The organism is Salinigranum rubrum, from assembly GCF_002906575.1.
In the GTDB taxonomy this organism is placed as follows: domain Archaea; phylum Halobacteriota; class Halobacteria; order Halobacteriales; family Haloferacaceae; genus Salinigranum; species Salinigranum rubrum.
Genome location: NZ_CP026309.1, coordinates 610,168 through 625,914, shown reverse-complemented (window position 1 = coordinate 625,914; position 15,747 = coordinate 610,168). Strand labels below are relative to the sequence as shown.

The window sequence follows — 15,747 nt, the reverse complement described above, 5'->3', positions numbered from 1 at the left end:
GCCTGACGGGACGAGACGTGAATACGCGATGCAATCAGTCCAGTTCACAGACGAAGACGTCGGGAAGAGTGTCGTCAACGGCGATGGTGACGAAGTCGGTATCATCAGCGCAGTCGAACACGGGACGGCGTACGTCGACCCCGACCCCGGAATCACGACGAAGATCACCACGGCCCTCGGGTGGGAAGACATCGACGACGAGGACGGCTACCCGCTCCAAGAAGAGGCGGTTGCGACGGTGACCGACGACGAGGTCCGACTCGCCTCGAACCTGTAACGGCCTCCTGGTCACTGCCGCGGCGGCCTCGTATCGGCGTTGCACCAATCGGTCGGAGGGGGAGAGGAGAACGGGGGGACGCCACGCCGCCGGAGCGACCGTTCGGCGCGCCGCCGGACGGACGCGAGTGGTGTGGCGAACCGTGCAGTCGTACGGACGTATTGACTCGACGACCGACGAAGCACCGGATCCGATAAGGACCGTACCGACGACGCGACAGCGACCGACCGACGAACCGCGTTCGTGATCATCGACATCTCCGTGGCCGACGGGTCGCGCGGAGCGCCCTCGACTATCACCATCGCAGTCGGCCACGCCGGCGTCGCGGCGCGCGGACTCGCCCCGTCCGACCTCAGCATCGACCACGAACACGACGGCGAGTGGACCGAACTCGAAACCCGCGCCCTCAACGCCGACGTTCGCCCGAGGTCGACGGACGTGGTCGTCCTCGAAGCCGACACGCCCCGATTCTCGCGGTTCGCGGTCGACCGACGCAGCGGCCGTCAGGAGACCACGACCGGGGCCAGTCCGGCCGGCGGCGACGCCGCTGACAGCGAGAGCGAAGAGATCGAACCGGACTCGGACGCGGCGACGACGGACGGCGCTACCGCCGACTCCGCGTCCGAAACGGCAGCGGACGAAAGAGCGGGGCCGACGAAGCGGGCGTGCGGACGGCAGCCACCTCCGAGACGACGACTCCCGGGGTCGGCGTCGGAGCGGTGGTCGGCGCCGGTGTTGGTCGTCCCCCCTCGGCGGGCGTCGGACGCTCCGTCGCCCGCGACCACCGGGTGGCGAGCGCCGAGACTGCGCGAGCGGCGCGCGGCTCCCGAACCGCGGTCGCCTGCGGTCGGACGTTCTACCGCCCCGGGCTGTCGTGAACACGCGGTGGTGGCACGTGCAAGCCCCGATCGGTCTCGCTCCGTCCGGTCTCCTCACGACGCACTCCCCGTTCGTCGGATTCCAGCGTCCGAGCGCTCGATCCGCACGACCGCTCCCGGGACGACGCGACTTGCAGGCACCGGCAGACCGCTTTTCGAGGCGGGGCGAGTGTCTTCGTACGACGTGTGAATCCGAACGACGACTCTCCAGATACGCATCGACGGATCCGCAGGAACCGCCGCCCCGACGGCGCCGGTCGGTCAATCCGACGACCGAACCGATTCGTGTGTCGAATGTCGGTGAGCCGACGGTGAGCGACTACTCGCCGACGGTCCCGGACCACGACGACCGGGGATGGCTCTTCGCCGCCTGGCGGTTCGTCTTCATCACCGGGAATCGACTCCTCATCGCAGCTGGAATGCTGGGAGCCGTGTACGGACTGCTCGTGGGGGTCGACGTGTTCATCGGCGGCGTCAATCAGGAACAGGTCGCGCCGCTCCTCTACCTGTTCAGCGCGCTCGTCGGGGGCAACTTCACGCTGATAACCATCATCCTCTCCATCTCCCAGCTCGTCATCTCGCGCCAGCTCGGCAGTCCGGGCGAACTCCGCGAACAGATCGAAGGAACGAACGCGTATCGGGAGGCCATCGAGGAGACGATGAACCTGGAGGTCGCTCCCGTGACGCCGACGGAGTTCCTCCACATGCTCCACGACTCGAGTGCGGAGATCATCGATCAGGCGCAGGAACATCTCGACACGGTCGACGGGGAACGACGAGACGAGTTGATAGCACACACAGAGCGACTCGACGAACAGATCGACGCGGTCATCACGTCGGTTTCGAACCCCGACGTGTCGGTGTTCGGCGCGCTGGCGGTCACGCTCTCGACGAACCACGGAGAGTCGATCTATCAGCTTCGTCAGCTCCGTGCGAAGCACGGCGACGCCTACCCGGAGGAGGTCAACGAGGCGCTCGACGACCTCGTGGTTCGGCTCAAGCAGATCGACGTCGCGCGTCAGTACCTCAAGACCGTGTACGTCCAGCAGGAACTGGCAGCGCTGTCCCGGCACCTCCTCTACGTCGGGGTACCGGCGGTGGTCGTCTCCGTGTTCGTGCTCCGAACCTTCGCCGTCGGGTTCGACGTCTTCTCCCCCGAGATGCTTTTCGGGGTCGTGCCGCTCGCGATCACGGTCGCCATCGCACCGCTGGCGGTGCTGTTCGCGTACGTGCTCCGACTCGCCAGCGTCGCCGAGCGCACCATCGCCATCACGCCGTTCACGCTGGCCGCCCCGAAGGAGGAGGCGACGCCAGCCGACAACTGACTCGACTCGGACCCGGACGCCGCCGGCAGACGGTCACAGCGTCCCGCTAACGACGGACCGGTGACGCGGTGGCGTCTCTCATCTCGTGTCGTACCCCCCGCGTGCGGCGAGGACGACGAGCGCGAAGACGCCGCCACCGACGACGAGTCCGGGAGCGACGACGAGCGCGAGCGGGCGTCCTCCCGTCACCTTCAGCATCATCACCGTGACGCCGATCCAGACGGGGACCGAAAAGAGCAGGGCGTACCCGAGCGCAGTCCGGTCCAGTCCACGCTCCCCGCGCGCGTCGGGCGTCGACCCGGCCGTCTCGTCCATACCCCCGCGTCGCGCGCGGACGGTATCAATCCCCCGCCGCGGCGGACGGTATCGAATCCCCCAACCCGCGTGGGGCACAGAGGGCCGGTCCGTCCGGTTTCTTGAGGACGTCTCGACGCAAAATCCACGGTGAGTCGAGAAAATCCTATGGAAGATGGTTAGGATTTAATAGCAGTACCCGCAAGACAGTACCACACATGAAGCTCCAGCGGCCCGAAGAGATTCCCGCCCAGTACTGCCCCTCGTGTGACACGGAGATGCTGTTCAGCGGGACGCAACCGGCCGGCCTCGCGCAGTTCTTCTGTGAGGTGTGTGACTACCGCCACGACCGACTCATCAACTCGTAAACGGAGAGACGGCCCGACTGAAGCGTCTTCGGCGCTCTCGTCCGAAGCGGCCCGCGTTGTGGAACGAGAGCCACGGCAGCGGCGTCCGGCCCCCCGCACAGTTCGTCTGTGAGGCGTGCCGGTATCGGTACCATCGGTTCGTCGGAGTCGGGGTCTCGGACTCGGGGATACCAGACGCTATCGGATCAGCACCGAATAGACCCGTCCCACGAGCGGCTACAGCAGTTTTAGTATCAGAGGTACTCTCGGCCGTTGAGGTCAGTGCGCAGGTGTCGATGTCGATGTGAATATTGCATAATGGAATATGAACTCACGAAGTACAGCGCCGTACATACCACATCGTAGGGGGTATATATCAAGCATAATACTCAGACGAGAACGTTCATATCACATCTTCGAGAGTGTTCAATATAGCTGAATGAAATGGCCGAGCTGGAGCGAAAAAGGGGTTTGTCCGGACGACGAGACGGGTTGACTCCTCAAAAAACTCGTCGGTTGGTCGGTCAATCAGCATACCATACATGATAGAGAAGATAAAAATCGACGGAGTCAATCTCGGGCCGAAGCTGATACTCGCGTTCGTCCTCGTTGCACTGCTCGTCGGTGTGACGGGGTTCGTCGGGTACCAGGGCGTCACCACGATCGACGAAGAGGCCCACCTGATCGCGGAGGACGGACTCAAGATGGACCACTCCGCGGAGATGGTGATCGCGATCGAACAACAGCGAGCAGCGGTCCAAGCTGCCCAGCTCGGAAAGCCGGGAGCACACGAGGAGTTCAACACGGCGAGCGAGAAGTTCACCGAGGAGGCACAGGGGTTAGCGGGGACCCATCTGAGCGAGACGCAGGAAGAACAGCTCGCCACGATTCGGACCCAGCACGACGAGTACGACCGGCTCGCCGAGGAGTTCTTCGAGGCGCAAGCGGCCGGCGAGACCGAGCGCGCCGCACAGACGGCGGCGGAGATGGACGCGCTCCGAACCGAGATGGAGTCGGAGGCACACGCCATCGAAGCGTCCGCACAGTCCGATCTGGAGACACAGGTCGCCGTCGCCGACCGGACCGCCCGCCAGACACAACTGGAGATACTGGGGCTGACCGTCGGGGCGTTCGTCGCCGCCATCGGCATCGGCCTGTTCGTCTCACGGCGCATCACCAGACCCGTCGAACGGCTCTCTGAGTGTGCGGTCGCCATCAGTCAGGGCGACCTCGACGCCACGGTCGACGACCACGTCGAGGACGACGAAATCGGGCAGATGGTCGAGGCGTTCAACGAGATGCAGCGGAACCTGCAGGGACTGTTCGGAGAACTCGAACGGATCAGCCGGAACGTCCAGACGGGCGAGCTGAATCAGGAGGTCGAGACGGACTACCCGGGCACCTACGGGGACGTCATGGGCTCGCTCGAAGCGGGAGTGAAACAGCTCTCGGCCGGGTTCGACCAGATCTCCGCAGCGAGCGAGGACCTCGAACGGGGAGACCTCGATCAGACGCTCGACACCGACGCTCCCGGGACGTACGGCAGGGTGCTCGTGAACCTCCAGAACGGCATCGATCAGTTGAGCGCGAGCCTCACCACCGTCCAGCGCGTCGCCGACGAGGTAGCCGCGTCGAGCGAGGAGGTGACGGCCAGCGTCGAGGAGATCGAAATCGCCAGCGAGGAGGTAGCGGGCTCCGTCGAGGAAGTCTCCCAAGGCGCCGAGGAACAGAACGAGAACCTCCAGCGGATCTCGGAGGAGATGACCGAGCTATCGGCGACCGTCGAGGAGATCGCCGCGTCGACCGACGAGGTCACCGACACGGCGTCGACCGCCGTCGAGCGAGGGATCGAAGGGAAGGAGTACGCGTCCGAGGCGACCAGCGAGATACAGGCCATGGAAGCGCAGGCGAAGGAGGCCGCATCGCGGGTCGCGGCCCTCGAAACGGAGATGGGCGAGATCGGAGCGGTCGTCGACATCATCACCGATATCGCCGAGCAGACGAACCTGCTCGCGCTGAACGCCTCGATCGAAGCCGCCCGCGTCGGCGAGGCCGGCGAAGGGTTCGCCGTCGTCGCGGACGAGATAAAAGAGCTGGCAGGGGAGGCCGCGAGGGAGACGTCCGACATCGAGCGTCGCATCAACGAGGTCCAGTCGACGACGAGCGAGACGGTCGACGGCATCCGCGAGATGACAGCGCGCGTCGAGTCGGGCTCGGAGACCATCGAGAACGCGGTGGCGATGTTCGACGAGATTTCCGACGCTATCGAGAACGCCGAGAGCGGCATCCAGGAGATCAACGACGCCACCGGCGACCAGGCTGCCTCCGCCGAAGAGGTCGTCGCGATGGTCGGCGAGGTGGCCAGCGCGAGCGACCAGGCGGCGGCCGAGGCGAGCAACGTCTCCGCGGCGACCGAAGAGCAGGCCGCCTCGCTGTCGGAGGCGTCGACGACGATCAAACGCGTCTCCGCACTCGCCGACGACCTCCACGACCAGGTCTCGAAGTTCGAGGTGCGGGCCGAGGCGTCCCCGACCACGCCCGAGAGCGGTCCGATCGAATCCGCGTCACCGAGTGGGGACACGAGCACGGCGTCCGCACGAGCCGACGGTGGGGTCGACGCGAGTCGATGAGTCGATAACGATAGACGAGAACCGAGAGGAGAGAGCACCGAGTTGGCGTCTCGAACACACGCGGGAGAACGCCCGAATCGTCCGGTCCCGCACGGCCCGTTGGGTTCGCGCAGTCCTTTCGTGAGGTGTGTCAGTACCGCCACGACCGGTGGTCGGCGCCGGGGGCGGAGGGCGAGTCGACCAGCGACGGTCGCCGGCGGTCCAGCCACGACTAGACGATGCACGACACGTCGGCGAGAGCGGAGACGCCGCCGAAGAATGGTGTGAGATTTGGAAGAGAGTTTGAAAAACGGCTATTCGGCCCGTGCGCGTGCGGTAGGTCATGCCGACGACACCCGCGACGACGGGGCGTTCGAGACGAGCCGTGCTCAGAGGGAGCGGGGCAGTCCTCGCCGCCCTCGCCGGCTGTACGTCGGGGGCCGACGGCGGCGGTGGCGCTTCGAGTGACACCACTCCGATGGCAGCCGACGTGACGGCGACCACGACGGGTACGCCAGACACCCTCCCCGACTGGCGCGCGGTCGAACTGACGGACGTCACCACCGGCGAGACGTTCTCCATCGAGGGGTTCGCCGGCCGACCGGTTCTCGTCGAGTTCTTCGCCGTCTGGTGTCCCGTCTGTACCAGTCAACAGGAGGAGGTGGCCGTGCTCGTCGACCGGACGGACGACCTCGTGGCCGTCAGCCTCAACGTCGACCCGAACGAGGACGCCGAGCAGGTCAGGACGCACGCGAGCGAGAACGGGTTCGACTGGCACTACGCCGTCGCGCCGTCGTCGATGACGCGCGCGCTCGTCGAGGAGTTCGGCACCGTCGTCACCAACGCGCCGGCGGCACCCGTCGTCACCGTCTGTCCCGGCGGCGGCCCCTCGCTGGTGGAGGGCCGGGGCGTGAAGTCGGCCGACGACCTCGCGGCGGCGTTCGACCGGTGTTAGAATGGCGACGGCCGCACAGCTAGGGAGTTCGTTCGCGCTCGGGCTCGCCACGCCGCTGACGGCCGTCTGCGTCCTCCCGCTGTACCCGAGCTTCCTCGCGTACCTCTCGAACCAGCGGGAGACACGGCTATCCATCTCCCGCCTCGGCGTGCTCGTCGCCGCGGGCGTCCTCTCGTTCATGCTGGCGCTGGGGCTCGTGTTCACGACGCTCCTCGAATCGTCGCTGACGCGGGTCGTCGGCGTCGTCTCGCCCGTCGCGTTCGGACTCCTGGCCGTCGGGAGCCTGCTGTTGCTCGCCGACGTCGAGTTCGCCCACCGCTTCCCCGCGGTCGAACCACCGCAGACGGCCCACCCCGTGGCGTCGGCGTTCGGCTACGGCTTCTTCTTCGGCGCCATCGTCGTCCCCTGTAACCCCGGGTTCATCGCAGTCTTCTTCGTTCGCGCGTTCCTCTTTACCGACCCCGTAGGGAGCCTCCTGCACTTTCTCGCGTTCGGGTGCGGAATCGCCGCCCCGCTGGTCGCGCTAGCGACCGTCTCCGACCGGTGGCAGTCGCGGGTCCTGAGCGCGCTCACGGGTCATCGGTCGCTCGTCAACCGGGTGACGGGGGCCGTGATGCTCGCCGTCGCCGTCTACTACCTCGTGGTCGTCTTCGGCGTCGGGCCGCTGTGACTGTCCCGTCAGGGGCCGCGTGCAATGGACGGGGGGAGGTTTTGTACGTTCCCGGCGGGGTCAGATGAACATGAACCAGTTGGAGTCCTCGGGCGTCGTCCTCATCGGAATCGGGTGTATCGGGGGAGCAGTCGCAGCGATTCAGGAGCTCCCGGGAGCGGTTCTCACATCGGTTCTTATGGTCCTCGTCGGAGTTGCGGTGACGCTCCGGGGAAGAGACCGGTGACGTACACGCGCCAGCGATTCCGGACGCTGACCGGGAGGCTCGACGAGGGAAAAGAGAAAAAAACGACGGCCGAGCGACGCGGTCAGAGGATGGAGTACGACGCCGCGAGCGTGAGCGCCAGCGCCGCCGCGAGGCCGATGCCGACGAGGTACGTCAGCGAGCGCGGCTCCCACCGGAGGTGCTGGAAGTACGCCGCGACGATGACCGCTTTCACGGCCGACAGCACCATGATGAGGCCGAACGCGAGCCAGTACGAGAGGCCGGCGAACTCGACCAGCACCTGCACCGTCGCCGAGACGAACAGGAACGCGAAGATTATCGTGTACAGTTTGGTTGATGTCATGTCTTTGTCACCTCACAGGATGTAAAAGAGCGGGAATAAGAACAGCCAGACGATGTCGACGAAGTGCCAGTAGAGGCCGAAGTACTCCAGCGACCGGTTGTCCTCCAGGTACGCGCCCCGCCAGGCGCGCGCGATGAGGAAGAGGGTGATGAACAGGCCGACGATGACGTGCGCCGCGTGCAGCCCCGTGGTGAGGAAGAACGTCGACGTCCGCACGTTGGTCGACAGCCACATTCCCTCGTGGAACAGGTGGTTCCACTCGATGGCCTTGTTGCCGAGGAAGCCCACCCCGAGTAAGAACGTCGTCGCGAGGGTCACGATGACGCCCCACTTGTGTTTCTTCTCGGCCGCGACCAACGCGAGGACGACCGTGAAACTGCTCGTCAAGAGGAGGTAGGTGTTCATCAGCCCGGGAATCGGGTTGTTGGGGACGGGCTCCCAGGCGGTCCAGCCGAACGCGACGCGCGTGAAGACGTACGCGCCGATGAAGCCGCCGAAGAGGACGACGTCGCTGGCGAGGAAGATCCACATCCCGACCTTGCCGTTCTCGATGCCGGCGAAGGGCCACGCCTCCCCCTCGCCGCCGGGGAACGCCGTGAACGGTTCGAGCCCCCACGAGAGCAGCGAGCCGACGGTGACGGCACCGCCGACGGCCGCCGCGGCCATGTAGACGTTCGCCATCATCCCCTCGCCGAACGAGGCCTCCTGGACGCCCGAGAGCCCGAGGAAGAGGAGGAACATCCCCGCGCTGAGCGCGAGGGGCCAGATGCTCGCGTGGTCCGCGTGGAAGTCGTCCTCGACGACGTCGACCTCGCGGACGGGGACGAGCGCTCCGGCACCCGTCGCCACGCCGCCGTCGGTCTGTGTGCCGCCGTCGGCGTGTGCGCTGGTGCCCGACGAAGACGAGGGCTTCAGGAACTCCAGTTTCCCGTTCTCGTACGTGGGGGTACCGGGGAAGTTTTCGAGTTCGGGCGGCGAGTCGACGGCCCACTCGGCGGTCGTGGCGTACTCCCAGGGGTTGGCGCCGGCCGGTTCGCCCGAGAAGGTGCTCTTGATCAGGTTGTAGAACATGATGAGGAAGGACGCCCCGATGACGAACGCACCGATCGTCGCGATCTTGTGCCACGGTTCGAGTCCGGGCGCGTAGTCGAACACCCTCCGGGGAGTCTCCCACGCGACGAACAGCGGGAAGTACAGGAGGTTGAAGCCGACGAAGTAGATGCCGAAGTGGAGTTTGCCCAGGAACTCGTCGTACATCCGGCCGGTCATCTTCGGGAACCAGTAGTAGAGCCCGCCCACCAGCGCGGTGATGCCGCCGACCATCACGTAGTGGAAGTGTGCGACCACCCAGTACGTGCCCCTGAACTCGTAGTCGAGCACGACGGCGCCGAGGAAGACGCCGGTGATGCCGCCGATGATAAAGAGGAGCAGGGCACCGAACGAGAAGAGGAACGGGGTGGTGAAGCGAATCCGCCCCTTGAGCATGGTGTAGATGAGCGCGAACACCATCAGGTCGAACGGGAGCGAGATGCCGATGGTGGTGATCATGAAGAGCGTCTTGATCTGGAGGTTGATCGTCGTCAGGAACATGTGGTGCATCCAGACGACGAACGACTGCAGCGCCACGAGCACCATCGCGGCGATGAACCACTTGCGGCCGACGATCCGTCTGCCCGTGAACGTCTGGAAGCACTCGGCCATCACGCCCAGCGCCGGGAAGAAGACGATGTACACCTCGGGGTGGCCGAAGAACCAGAACAAGTGCGTCCAGAGGACCGACCCCGCCGGCGACTCCATCGCGAAGTACGTCGTTCCCAGCAGTCTGTCCGAGGAGAGGATGATGAGCGCCGCGAGCAGCGCCGCGAACGCGAACAGCATCATCCACACCGTCAGGAGGATGGACCACGTAAACAGCGGGAGGTTCCGGAGCGTCAACCCCTTCGCGCGCATTCGGTGCATGGTCGTCAGGAAGTTCACCGACGACACGGTGACGCTCGCGACGAAGAGCGTGAGCGCCAAGACGGCGGTAGACGCGCCCACGTCGGGGGTGAACGTTGGAACGTTCAGCGGGGCGTACATCGTCCAGCCGCCCGCGAACGTCCCGCCCTGGAAGAACGAGACCATGAACAGGAGTCCCGAGGCGAGGTAGAGCCAGTAGCTGAGGGCGTTCAGTCGGGGGAACGCGAGGTCCTTCGCGCCGATCTGTAGCGGGACGATGTAGTTCGCGAAGCCGAACGCGAACGGCGAGAGGAACCAGAAGACCATCAGCAGGCCGTGTGCGGAGACGGCCTGGTTGTACGCGCCCGCGCTGATGACGGCCTCACCGGCCGCTCTGGGCGCCCACAGTTGGATGCGCATCAGCCACGCGAGCACCCCGCCGAGGACGAGGAAGAACAGCGACGTCACCACGTAGAGGATGCCGATGTCCTTGTGGTTGGTCGTGATGAGCCACCGCTTGATCGAGTTCGTGCCGGGGAACTCGTGTCCGTGGTCGTCGTCGTGGCCCGACTCGCTGCCGGGCACCGCGAGTTCGCCGCTCACGGTGCCGCCGTCGGGCTGTCCACCGTCCGTCGCGTGCGCGTCCGTGTTCGTGCTCGTACTCTCGGCGTTCGTGTTACGGTCGGTACCCGTCTCGTGTGTCGTAGGTTCGTCGTCGCTCATGATGCGCTCTCGTTGAGATTATTGTACCACGCGCGGTACTCGTCCGGTTCCATCACGATGACCGGGGCCGTCATGTAGGAGTGGCCGGCCCCACAGAGTTCGTAACAGTTCGCCGTGTACCGCCCGGTTTCGCTCGCCTCGAACCAGGTCTCGGAGGTCTGCCCCGGGATGGCGTCGGTCTTCACCTTCATCGCGGGGATGCCGAAGTTGTGGAAGACGTCGGTCGACGTCACGCGTAACCGGACCGCCTGGTCCTCGGGCACGCGCAACGCGCCGCCAGCGGTCGAGTCCTCGACGTGACCGTTCGGGTAGATGAAACGCCAGCCGAACTGGTAGCCTTCCACCTCGACCTCCAGCGACTCGGCCTGTGAGGGTCCCTCCTCGACGTACAGGAGCGTCCCGTACGTCCACGCGACGAGCGAGATGACGACGACGGCGCTCAGCGCGAACGAGGTGAACAGCTTCTTGCCTTTCCCCCCGCCGGATGGGAGTTCGCCCAGCACCATCCGGTCCGCGTCGTCGAACTCCTGGCCCGTGTCGCGGTACTTGTACGCGTTGTACAGCATGTAGCCGATGACCACCACCCCGACGAGCGTGCCGAGGACGAGGAACACGACGAAGATGCGCTGGAAGACGAAGACCCGCGTCCCCCTCGGGATGAGTCCCGACTGTGCGAGGAGTCCAGACAAACCGCGTGATACGAGCATGGACATTGGTAACACACAACCTTCAACAATAATAATTAGGGCGATACTTAGCGGTTTCGGGACGGGAGGTGGCGCTGGAGCAAAAGCGAGCCACGAGGCTGGCGGAGAAGCGCGCTAGACGTCGTGCTGGGGAATGCCGGTCGTCCGGTGGAGGACGTATCCGAGGGTCGCGCCGTACACCCAGTGGGCGAGGAGCGAGACGACGAGGAAGACGGCGACGGCCAGCGCACCGGTGCCGGGCCAAAAGGCCGGGGCGAACCCGGTCCAGAAGAACGTCGCGAACGTCATCCCGCGGAGGTATCGCGGTTCGCGCGGCGGGAGGAACGACCCGACGACGAGGAAGATGAGGGGGAGGACGAACGTCCCGCCGAGGCCGAAGACGACCATGCCGAGCGCGGCCGTCGGTTCGATGCCGAAGAACGCCGCGAAGCCGGCGAACTGGGTGATTGGCTCGGTACGGAACAGCCCCAGCGCCTGCGGAATCCCGACCAACACGGGCAGCATCAACACGGTGCCGAGCAAGCCGCCGGCCATGGACATCAGAACGACCTTCGCCGAGATGGGAAGCCCCAGTTCGGCGATACCCGGTTGTTCGAGCGCGACTGCGTCGGCCTCGGAGGTCTCACTGCTCATACTCACCCCTGTTCTCACTCATTCATGATAAATGGTGACATCATTCACGGGGCGTGCACACAGTGGTCACGATCCGTGCGCGTTCGGGCGCGGAGGGAACCGGACGGAGACAGGTCGGTTAGTCGCGTTCGAGCACCTCGCGCCGTCGTTCGTACTCGTCGTCGTCGAGGTCGCCGCGAGCGTACGCCAGCCGTAACTCGGCGAGCGCGTCGTCCTCCGTCTCACGGGTCACTGCCCGGTAGACGAGGTACACCCCGCCGACGACGACGGCGAGGAACGCCAGTTGCATCACCGCGCCGACGACGAACACCCAGCCGGGCGTGGCGTCACCCCACATGCCCCCCTGGACGCCCATCATGGGTCCGCCGCCCATGTAGCCCATCATCCCCCCACCCATGAACAGGAGCGGGAGCAAGACGAGCGCCGCGAGCGCAGCGAGAACGACCGTCACGAGTCGAGTGTCCGATGATGTCGTGGTCATGGGTATCTTCCTGTGTTGTGCGTTCAACACAACATCACTGAGAGATACGCGTTCGTCGTTCAATGCAGTTGCTGTTCGGTCTTCGATGGTTTCTCGGCTCCAAAACCTTCGAATCGAATGAGAACTCGGGCGAGAAAATATATATTTATGCGATGTGGCGGGAGAGCGACCCGAGTGCTCGGCGTCGGTCATCGAGGAGACGGGTGAGGCGGACGGGACGAACGAAATGGACGAGGCAGAGGAGACGGACGGAGCGGACGGGACTAGGTGAACTCCTCGATGGTCGAGGTGATGCGGCGAGCGATCATCTCGGGGTTCGCGTACTCGACCGTGACGGAGAGTTCCTGTTCGTTGAAGTCCTGTCCGACGGCCTCGGCGACGTCGTCGTGGGTCTGGACCTCGATGTAGAGCCGGAGGTCGTCCTCGCGCGGGATGGTCGTGAAGACGAGGCGCTGGACGTCGCGCTCGAACCGTTCCCCGGGGTCGAACGCGAGCGCCTGCGCGAACGGCCGGTCGTCGAGCCACGGCGTCTCCTCGACCGTCGAGCCGGCGAAGTCGAACCCGAGGTCGGTCGCCGCCTCGAACAGTGCCGCCACGTAGGAACCCGGCTCGACCGTGACGTCGTCGGAGTCCGTCGGGTCGACGGCCCAGTCGATGTCGACGCCCGTCTCCAGCCAGACGCGCGGCCCTCCCCTCGTAACGGGCGTCCACAGCGGTACCCTGACGGTGACCCGCTCGGTCCGTTCCTCGTCGGGTTCGATGGAGAACACGCCGTCGATGTCGAAGTCGAAGCGGTCGATGACCCACTCGTCGCCGTCGACCGCGGTCTTGAGCGTGAAGTAGAGGCCGTCGATGCGCTGGGTGGTGTCCCCCCGCGCAGTTCGACGTCGAGGTCGACCCGCTCGCCGGGGCGGACGGCCGCCTGCGGGAGGATCGTATCGACGGTCGCCGCGCCGATGCCGATACTGGAGAGGAGCCGCTTCATACCCTCTAGAGAGGGGGTCGAGCGTAAAAGGGTTCGACTCGGAGGGAGTCGAGGGTCGTCCACGACAATTCCTATACCCGTTCGGTCCCTAGCGCGGCTGATGCAGACGCTGCCGGCGGACGCGCCCGCTCCGGAGGTGTTCACCGACTACTTCCACGTCTACGAGGTGAACGTCACCGACGACGAGATTCGGTACTACGGCGAGCCGCTGGCGTCGCAGGAGGCCGTCGTCCAGCGACTCGCCCCGGCGTTCCGCGCCCGGGGGTACCGCGTTCGGGTCGAGCGGCGCCTCGGCGAGCACGTCCTCGTCGCCGAGGAACGCTCGCCCGGCGTCGACGGCGTCCCGTGGACGAACGTCGCGCTGTTCGTCGCCACCGTCGTCACGACGCTCCTGGCGGGGGCGGGCTGGTACGGCATCCCCATCACCGAGCAGCCGCTGCGGGCGGTCGAGGCGTGGCCGTTCACCGTTTCCGTGCTGGGCGTGCTCGCAGTCCACGAACTCGGCCACTACGTCATGAGCCGGTACCACGACGTCGAGGCCTCCCTGCCGTACTTCATCCCCGTTCCGACCCTCCTGGGGACGCTCGGCGCCGTCATCCGGATGAACGACCACATCCCGAGCCGGAAGGCGCTGTTCGACATCGGCGTCGCCGGGCCGCTCGCGGGCCTCGTCGCCACCGTCGTCGTGACCGCCGTCGGCGTCTCGCTCCCACCCATCCAGACCGGCGCGATGGTCGGCGGAGCGCGACCGCCGCGACCGCCGCGACGCAGGTCCAGTTGGGCTACCCGCCGCTCATTCAGCTCGTGGCGTGGGCGGTCGGTCAGCCCCTGACCTACGCGGAGCCGGGAGTGATGGTCAACCCCGTCGTCGTCGGCGGGTGGGTCGGCGCGTTCGTCACGTTCCTCAACCTCCTCCCCGTCGGCCAACTCGACGGCGCACACGTCACCCGCGCGCTCGTCGGCGACGCGCTCTCGGCGGTACAGAAGCTCGTTCCCGCGGCCCTGTTCGGCCTCGCGGGCTACCTCTACGTGTTCGAGGGAGGGCAGGCGGTGGGCATCTGGGTGCTGTGGGGGTTCATCGCCCTCGTCTTCGGTCGGGTCAGCGGGGTGACGCCCCTCGACCGCTCGCCCGTGGGCCGTGGTCGCTGGTTCCTCGGCGTCGTCACGCTCGTCCTCGGCGTGCTCTCCTTTACGCCGATTCCCATCGTCGTCGGGATGTGAGCGTGTGTGACTGAGTGGCCGAGACTAGGTGGAGGGGGCGTCGTGGGCGAGTGTCGTTCGAGCGTGTGTCGAGGCGATGAACGACAAGAGGGACAACCGCGCGGTACACGGGCGCGATGAGACCACGTCCTCCCCAGCCGATTCGCTCCGTCACTCACTCCGTTCGTTCAGTCGCTCATCCCTCGCGCGTGAGGTGCGCGGCGGGACCGCGCACCGTCGCGCGCCACCGCACCGCCGCTGCAAGCGGCGGTCGGCGCGCGGAAGTGAACGAGCGGAGCGAGTGAACGGCGCGCGAGGGGGCTGTGCTCGCGCCTCCGTGCGCGAGCACCCGGTTGGGGTGGTGTGAGGCTGCGGTTCACCGCGTCCGTGTCCCGTGCGGTCTTGAGTTCCCGCCCATCACAGTACGGACGACTCACACCCGCCCGCTCTCACAGGACAACACGACTCACACCCACCCGCTCAGTAGCCACACCCGCCCGCTCAGTATCGTACCGGGACTCGCCTCCTCTTCCGGCGTGCCAATTCTTATCAGCCGTGACCGAGAGCCACCAGGTATGGAGGACATCTTCGTCGGCCGACTCATGTCCGCACCCGTCGAGACCGTCAGGCCACACACACCGCTCGACGAGGCGGCCGCACAGCTCTTAGAACACAACATCGGCTCGGTCGTCGTCGTCGACGAGGACGGCCACCTCGAAGGGATTCTGACCGCGACGGACTTCGTCCGCCTCGCCGCCAACGACGCCGTCGCCAGCGACGTACAGGTGGGGGAGTACATGTCGACGGACGTCGTCACGACGACGGCGAACCACCCCATCACGAGCGTCGCGGACACGATGATCGACAACCGCTTTCACCACGTCCCGGTCGTCGACGACGAGGAGGGCGTCATCGGCATCATCACCACGACGGATCTCACCGCGTACGTCTCCGGACGCTGACGAGCGGCCTGCCTTTCGCTCCCCGAATCGCGTTCGACGCGCTCACCGGGCGCCGAGTGCCGGGCGAGTTCACTCGATGAACTCGATGTCCGTCGAACAGAGCGGGCAGGAACGTGAGTTCCCGTCGCCGTCGAGTTTCGTGGGCTGACCGGTCCAGCCGCAGTCGGGACAGAGCACTGGATTGTCACTCATAC

Annotated in this window: 16 protein-coding genes and 2 pseudogenes; 10 read left to right on the top strand and 8 right to left on the bottom strand. The window is 66.0% G+C overall.

The genetic code is table 11. The annotated features are described in order from the left end of the window. The first annotated feature begins 28 nt into the window (after nucleotides 1-28). The 3 genes from C2R22_RS03045 (at nucleotide 29) to C2R22_RS03035 (ending at nucleotide 2,480) form a co-directional block, all read left to right on the top strand. Nucleotides 29-277: a hypothetical protein gene (locus tag C2R22_RS03045; protein WP_103424424.1), complete on the top strand. Its 249-nt coding sequence runs from the start codon at nucleotides 29-31 to the stop codon at nucleotides 275-277. A gap of 243 nt (nucleotides 278-520) precedes the next feature. Then, nucleotides 521-1,345 (top strand): hypothetical protein, encoded by an 825-nt coding sequence (locus C2R22_RS03040; RefSeq protein ID WP_103424422.1) that lies wholly within the window; start codon nucleotides 521-523, stop codon nucleotides 1,343-1,345. 121 nt (nucleotides 1,346-1,466) lie between these two features. Continuing rightward, the gene (locus C2R22_RS03035; RefSeq protein WP_162562357.1) at nucleotides 1,467-2,480 is read left to right on the top strand and encodes a hypothetical protein; all 1,014 of its coding nucleotides are present in this window, start codon (nucleotides 1,467-1,469) and stop codon (nucleotides 2,478-2,480) included. Nucleotides 2,481-2,558: 78 nt separating this feature from the next. On the opposite strand, the gene C2R22_RS03030 is transcribed toward C2R22_RS03035, so the two are convergent. Next, nucleotides 2,559-2,795 (bottom strand): hypothetical protein, encoded by a 237-nt coding sequence (locus C2R22_RS03030; RefSeq protein WP_103424418.1) that lies wholly within the window; start codon nucleotides 2,793-2,795, stop codon nucleotides 2,559-2,561. A gap of 197 nt (nucleotides 2,796-2,992) precedes the next feature. Here C2R22_RS03030 and C2R22_RS24820 point away from each other — a divergent pair, with 197 nt between their 5' ends. The 5 genes from C2R22_RS24820 (at nucleotide 2,993) to C2R22_RS24815 (ending at nucleotide 7,581) form a co-directional block, all read left to right on the top strand. After that, entirely contained in the window at nucleotides 2,993-3,142 is a 150-nt protein-coding gene (locus C2R22_RS24820) for an HVO_2142 family zinc finger protein (RefSeq protein WP_162562301.1), read from the top strand. 521 nt (nucleotides 3,143-3,663) lie between these two features. Continuing rightward, complete coding sequence (locus C2R22_RS03020; RefSeq protein WP_103424414.1) at nucleotides 3,664-5,751, top strand: HAMP domain-containing methyl-accepting chemotaxis protein; 2,088 nt, start codon at nucleotides 3,664-3,666, stop codon at nucleotides 5,749-5,751. A gap of 322 nt (nucleotides 5,752-6,073) precedes the next feature. Continuing rightward, entirely contained in the window at nucleotides 6,074-6,685 is a 612-nt protein-coding gene (locus C2R22_RS03015) for a TlpA family protein disulfide reductase (protein ID WP_103424412.1), read from the top strand. A 1-nt stretch (nucleotide 6,686) separates the two neighbouring features. Further along, nucleotides 6,687-7,355 (top strand): cytochrome c biogenesis protein CcdA, encoded by a 669-nt coding sequence (locus C2R22_RS03010; RefSeq protein WP_103424411.1) that lies wholly within the window; start codon nucleotides 6,687-6,689, stop codon nucleotides 7,353-7,355. A 64-nt stretch (nucleotides 7,356-7,419) separates the two neighbouring features. After that, nucleotides 7,420-7,581, top strand: coding sequence for a hypothetical protein (locus C2R22_RS24815; RefSeq protein WP_162562356.1), 162 nt, complete (start codon nucleotides 7,420-7,422; stop codon nucleotides 7,579-7,581). Nucleotides 7,582-7,663: 82 nt separating this feature from the next. Here C2R22_RS24815 and C2R22_RS03005 read toward each other — a convergent pair whose 3' ends face one another. The 6 genes and pseudogenes from C2R22_RS03005 to C2R22_RS02980 form a co-directional block, all read right to left on the bottom strand. Further along, nucleotides 7,664-7,924 carry a cytochrome C oxidase subunit IV family protein gene (locus tag C2R22_RS03005; RefSeq protein ID WP_103424409.1) on the bottom strand — a complete coding sequence of 87 codons (261 nt, stop codon included), beginning with the start codon at nucleotides 7,922-7,924 and terminating at the stop codon, nucleotides 7,664-7,666. A gap of 12 nt (nucleotides 7,925-7,936) precedes the next feature. Then, entirely contained in the window at nucleotides 7,937-10,585 is a 2,649-nt protein-coding gene (locus C2R22_RS03000; RefSeq protein ID WP_103424407.1) for a cbb3-type cytochrome c oxidase subunit I, read from the bottom strand. Then, nucleotides 10,582-11,292 carry a cytochrome c oxidase subunit II gene (gene coxB / locus C2R22_RS02995; protein ID WP_103427547.1) on the bottom strand — a complete coding sequence of 237 codons (711 nt, stop codon included), beginning with the start codon at nucleotides 11,290-11,292 and terminating at the stop codon, nucleotides 10,582-10,584. The genes C2R22_RS03000 and coxB overlap by 4 nt, the downstream gene beginning before the upstream one ends. Nucleotides 11,293-11,406: 114 nt before the next feature. Further along, complete coding sequence (locus C2R22_RS02990) at nucleotides 11,407-11,925, bottom strand: DUF6789 family protein (protein ID WP_103424405.1); 519 nt, start codon at nucleotides 11,923-11,925, stop codon at nucleotides 11,407-11,409. Nucleotides 11,926-12,043: 118 nt separating this feature from the next. Then, nucleotides 12,044-12,406, bottom strand: a complete 363-nt coding sequence (locus C2R22_RS02985) for an SHOCT domain-containing protein (protein ID WP_103424403.1) — start codon at nucleotides 12,404-12,406, stop codon at nucleotides 12,044-12,046. A gap of 263 nt (nucleotides 12,407-12,669) precedes the next feature. Next, nucleotides 12,670-13,391 (bottom strand): annotated as a pseudogene (locus C2R22_RS02980) (sporulation protein). Nucleotides 13,392-13,491: 100 nt separating this feature from the next. Here C2R22_RS02980 and C2R22_RS02975 point away from each other — a divergent pair. Beyond that, nucleotides 13,492-14,612: pseudogene (locus C2R22_RS02975) on the top strand (site-2 protease family protein). A gap of 554 nt (nucleotides 14,613-15,166) precedes the next feature. Continuing rightward, nucleotides 15,167-15,553, top strand: a complete 387-nt coding sequence (locus C2R22_RS02970; RefSeq protein WP_103424401.1) for a CBS domain-containing protein — start codon at nucleotides 15,167-15,169, stop codon at nucleotides 15,551-15,553. Between the two features lie 69 nt (nucleotides 15,554-15,622). Here C2R22_RS02970 and C2R22_RS26835 read toward each other — a convergent pair whose 3' ends face one another. Then, nucleotides 15,623-15,745, bottom strand: a complete 123-nt coding sequence (locus C2R22_RS26835; RefSeq protein WP_281259257.1) for a hypothetical protein — start codon at nucleotides 15,743-15,745, stop codon at nucleotides 15,623-15,625. Nucleotides 15,746-15,747 lie beyond the last annotated feature (2 nt).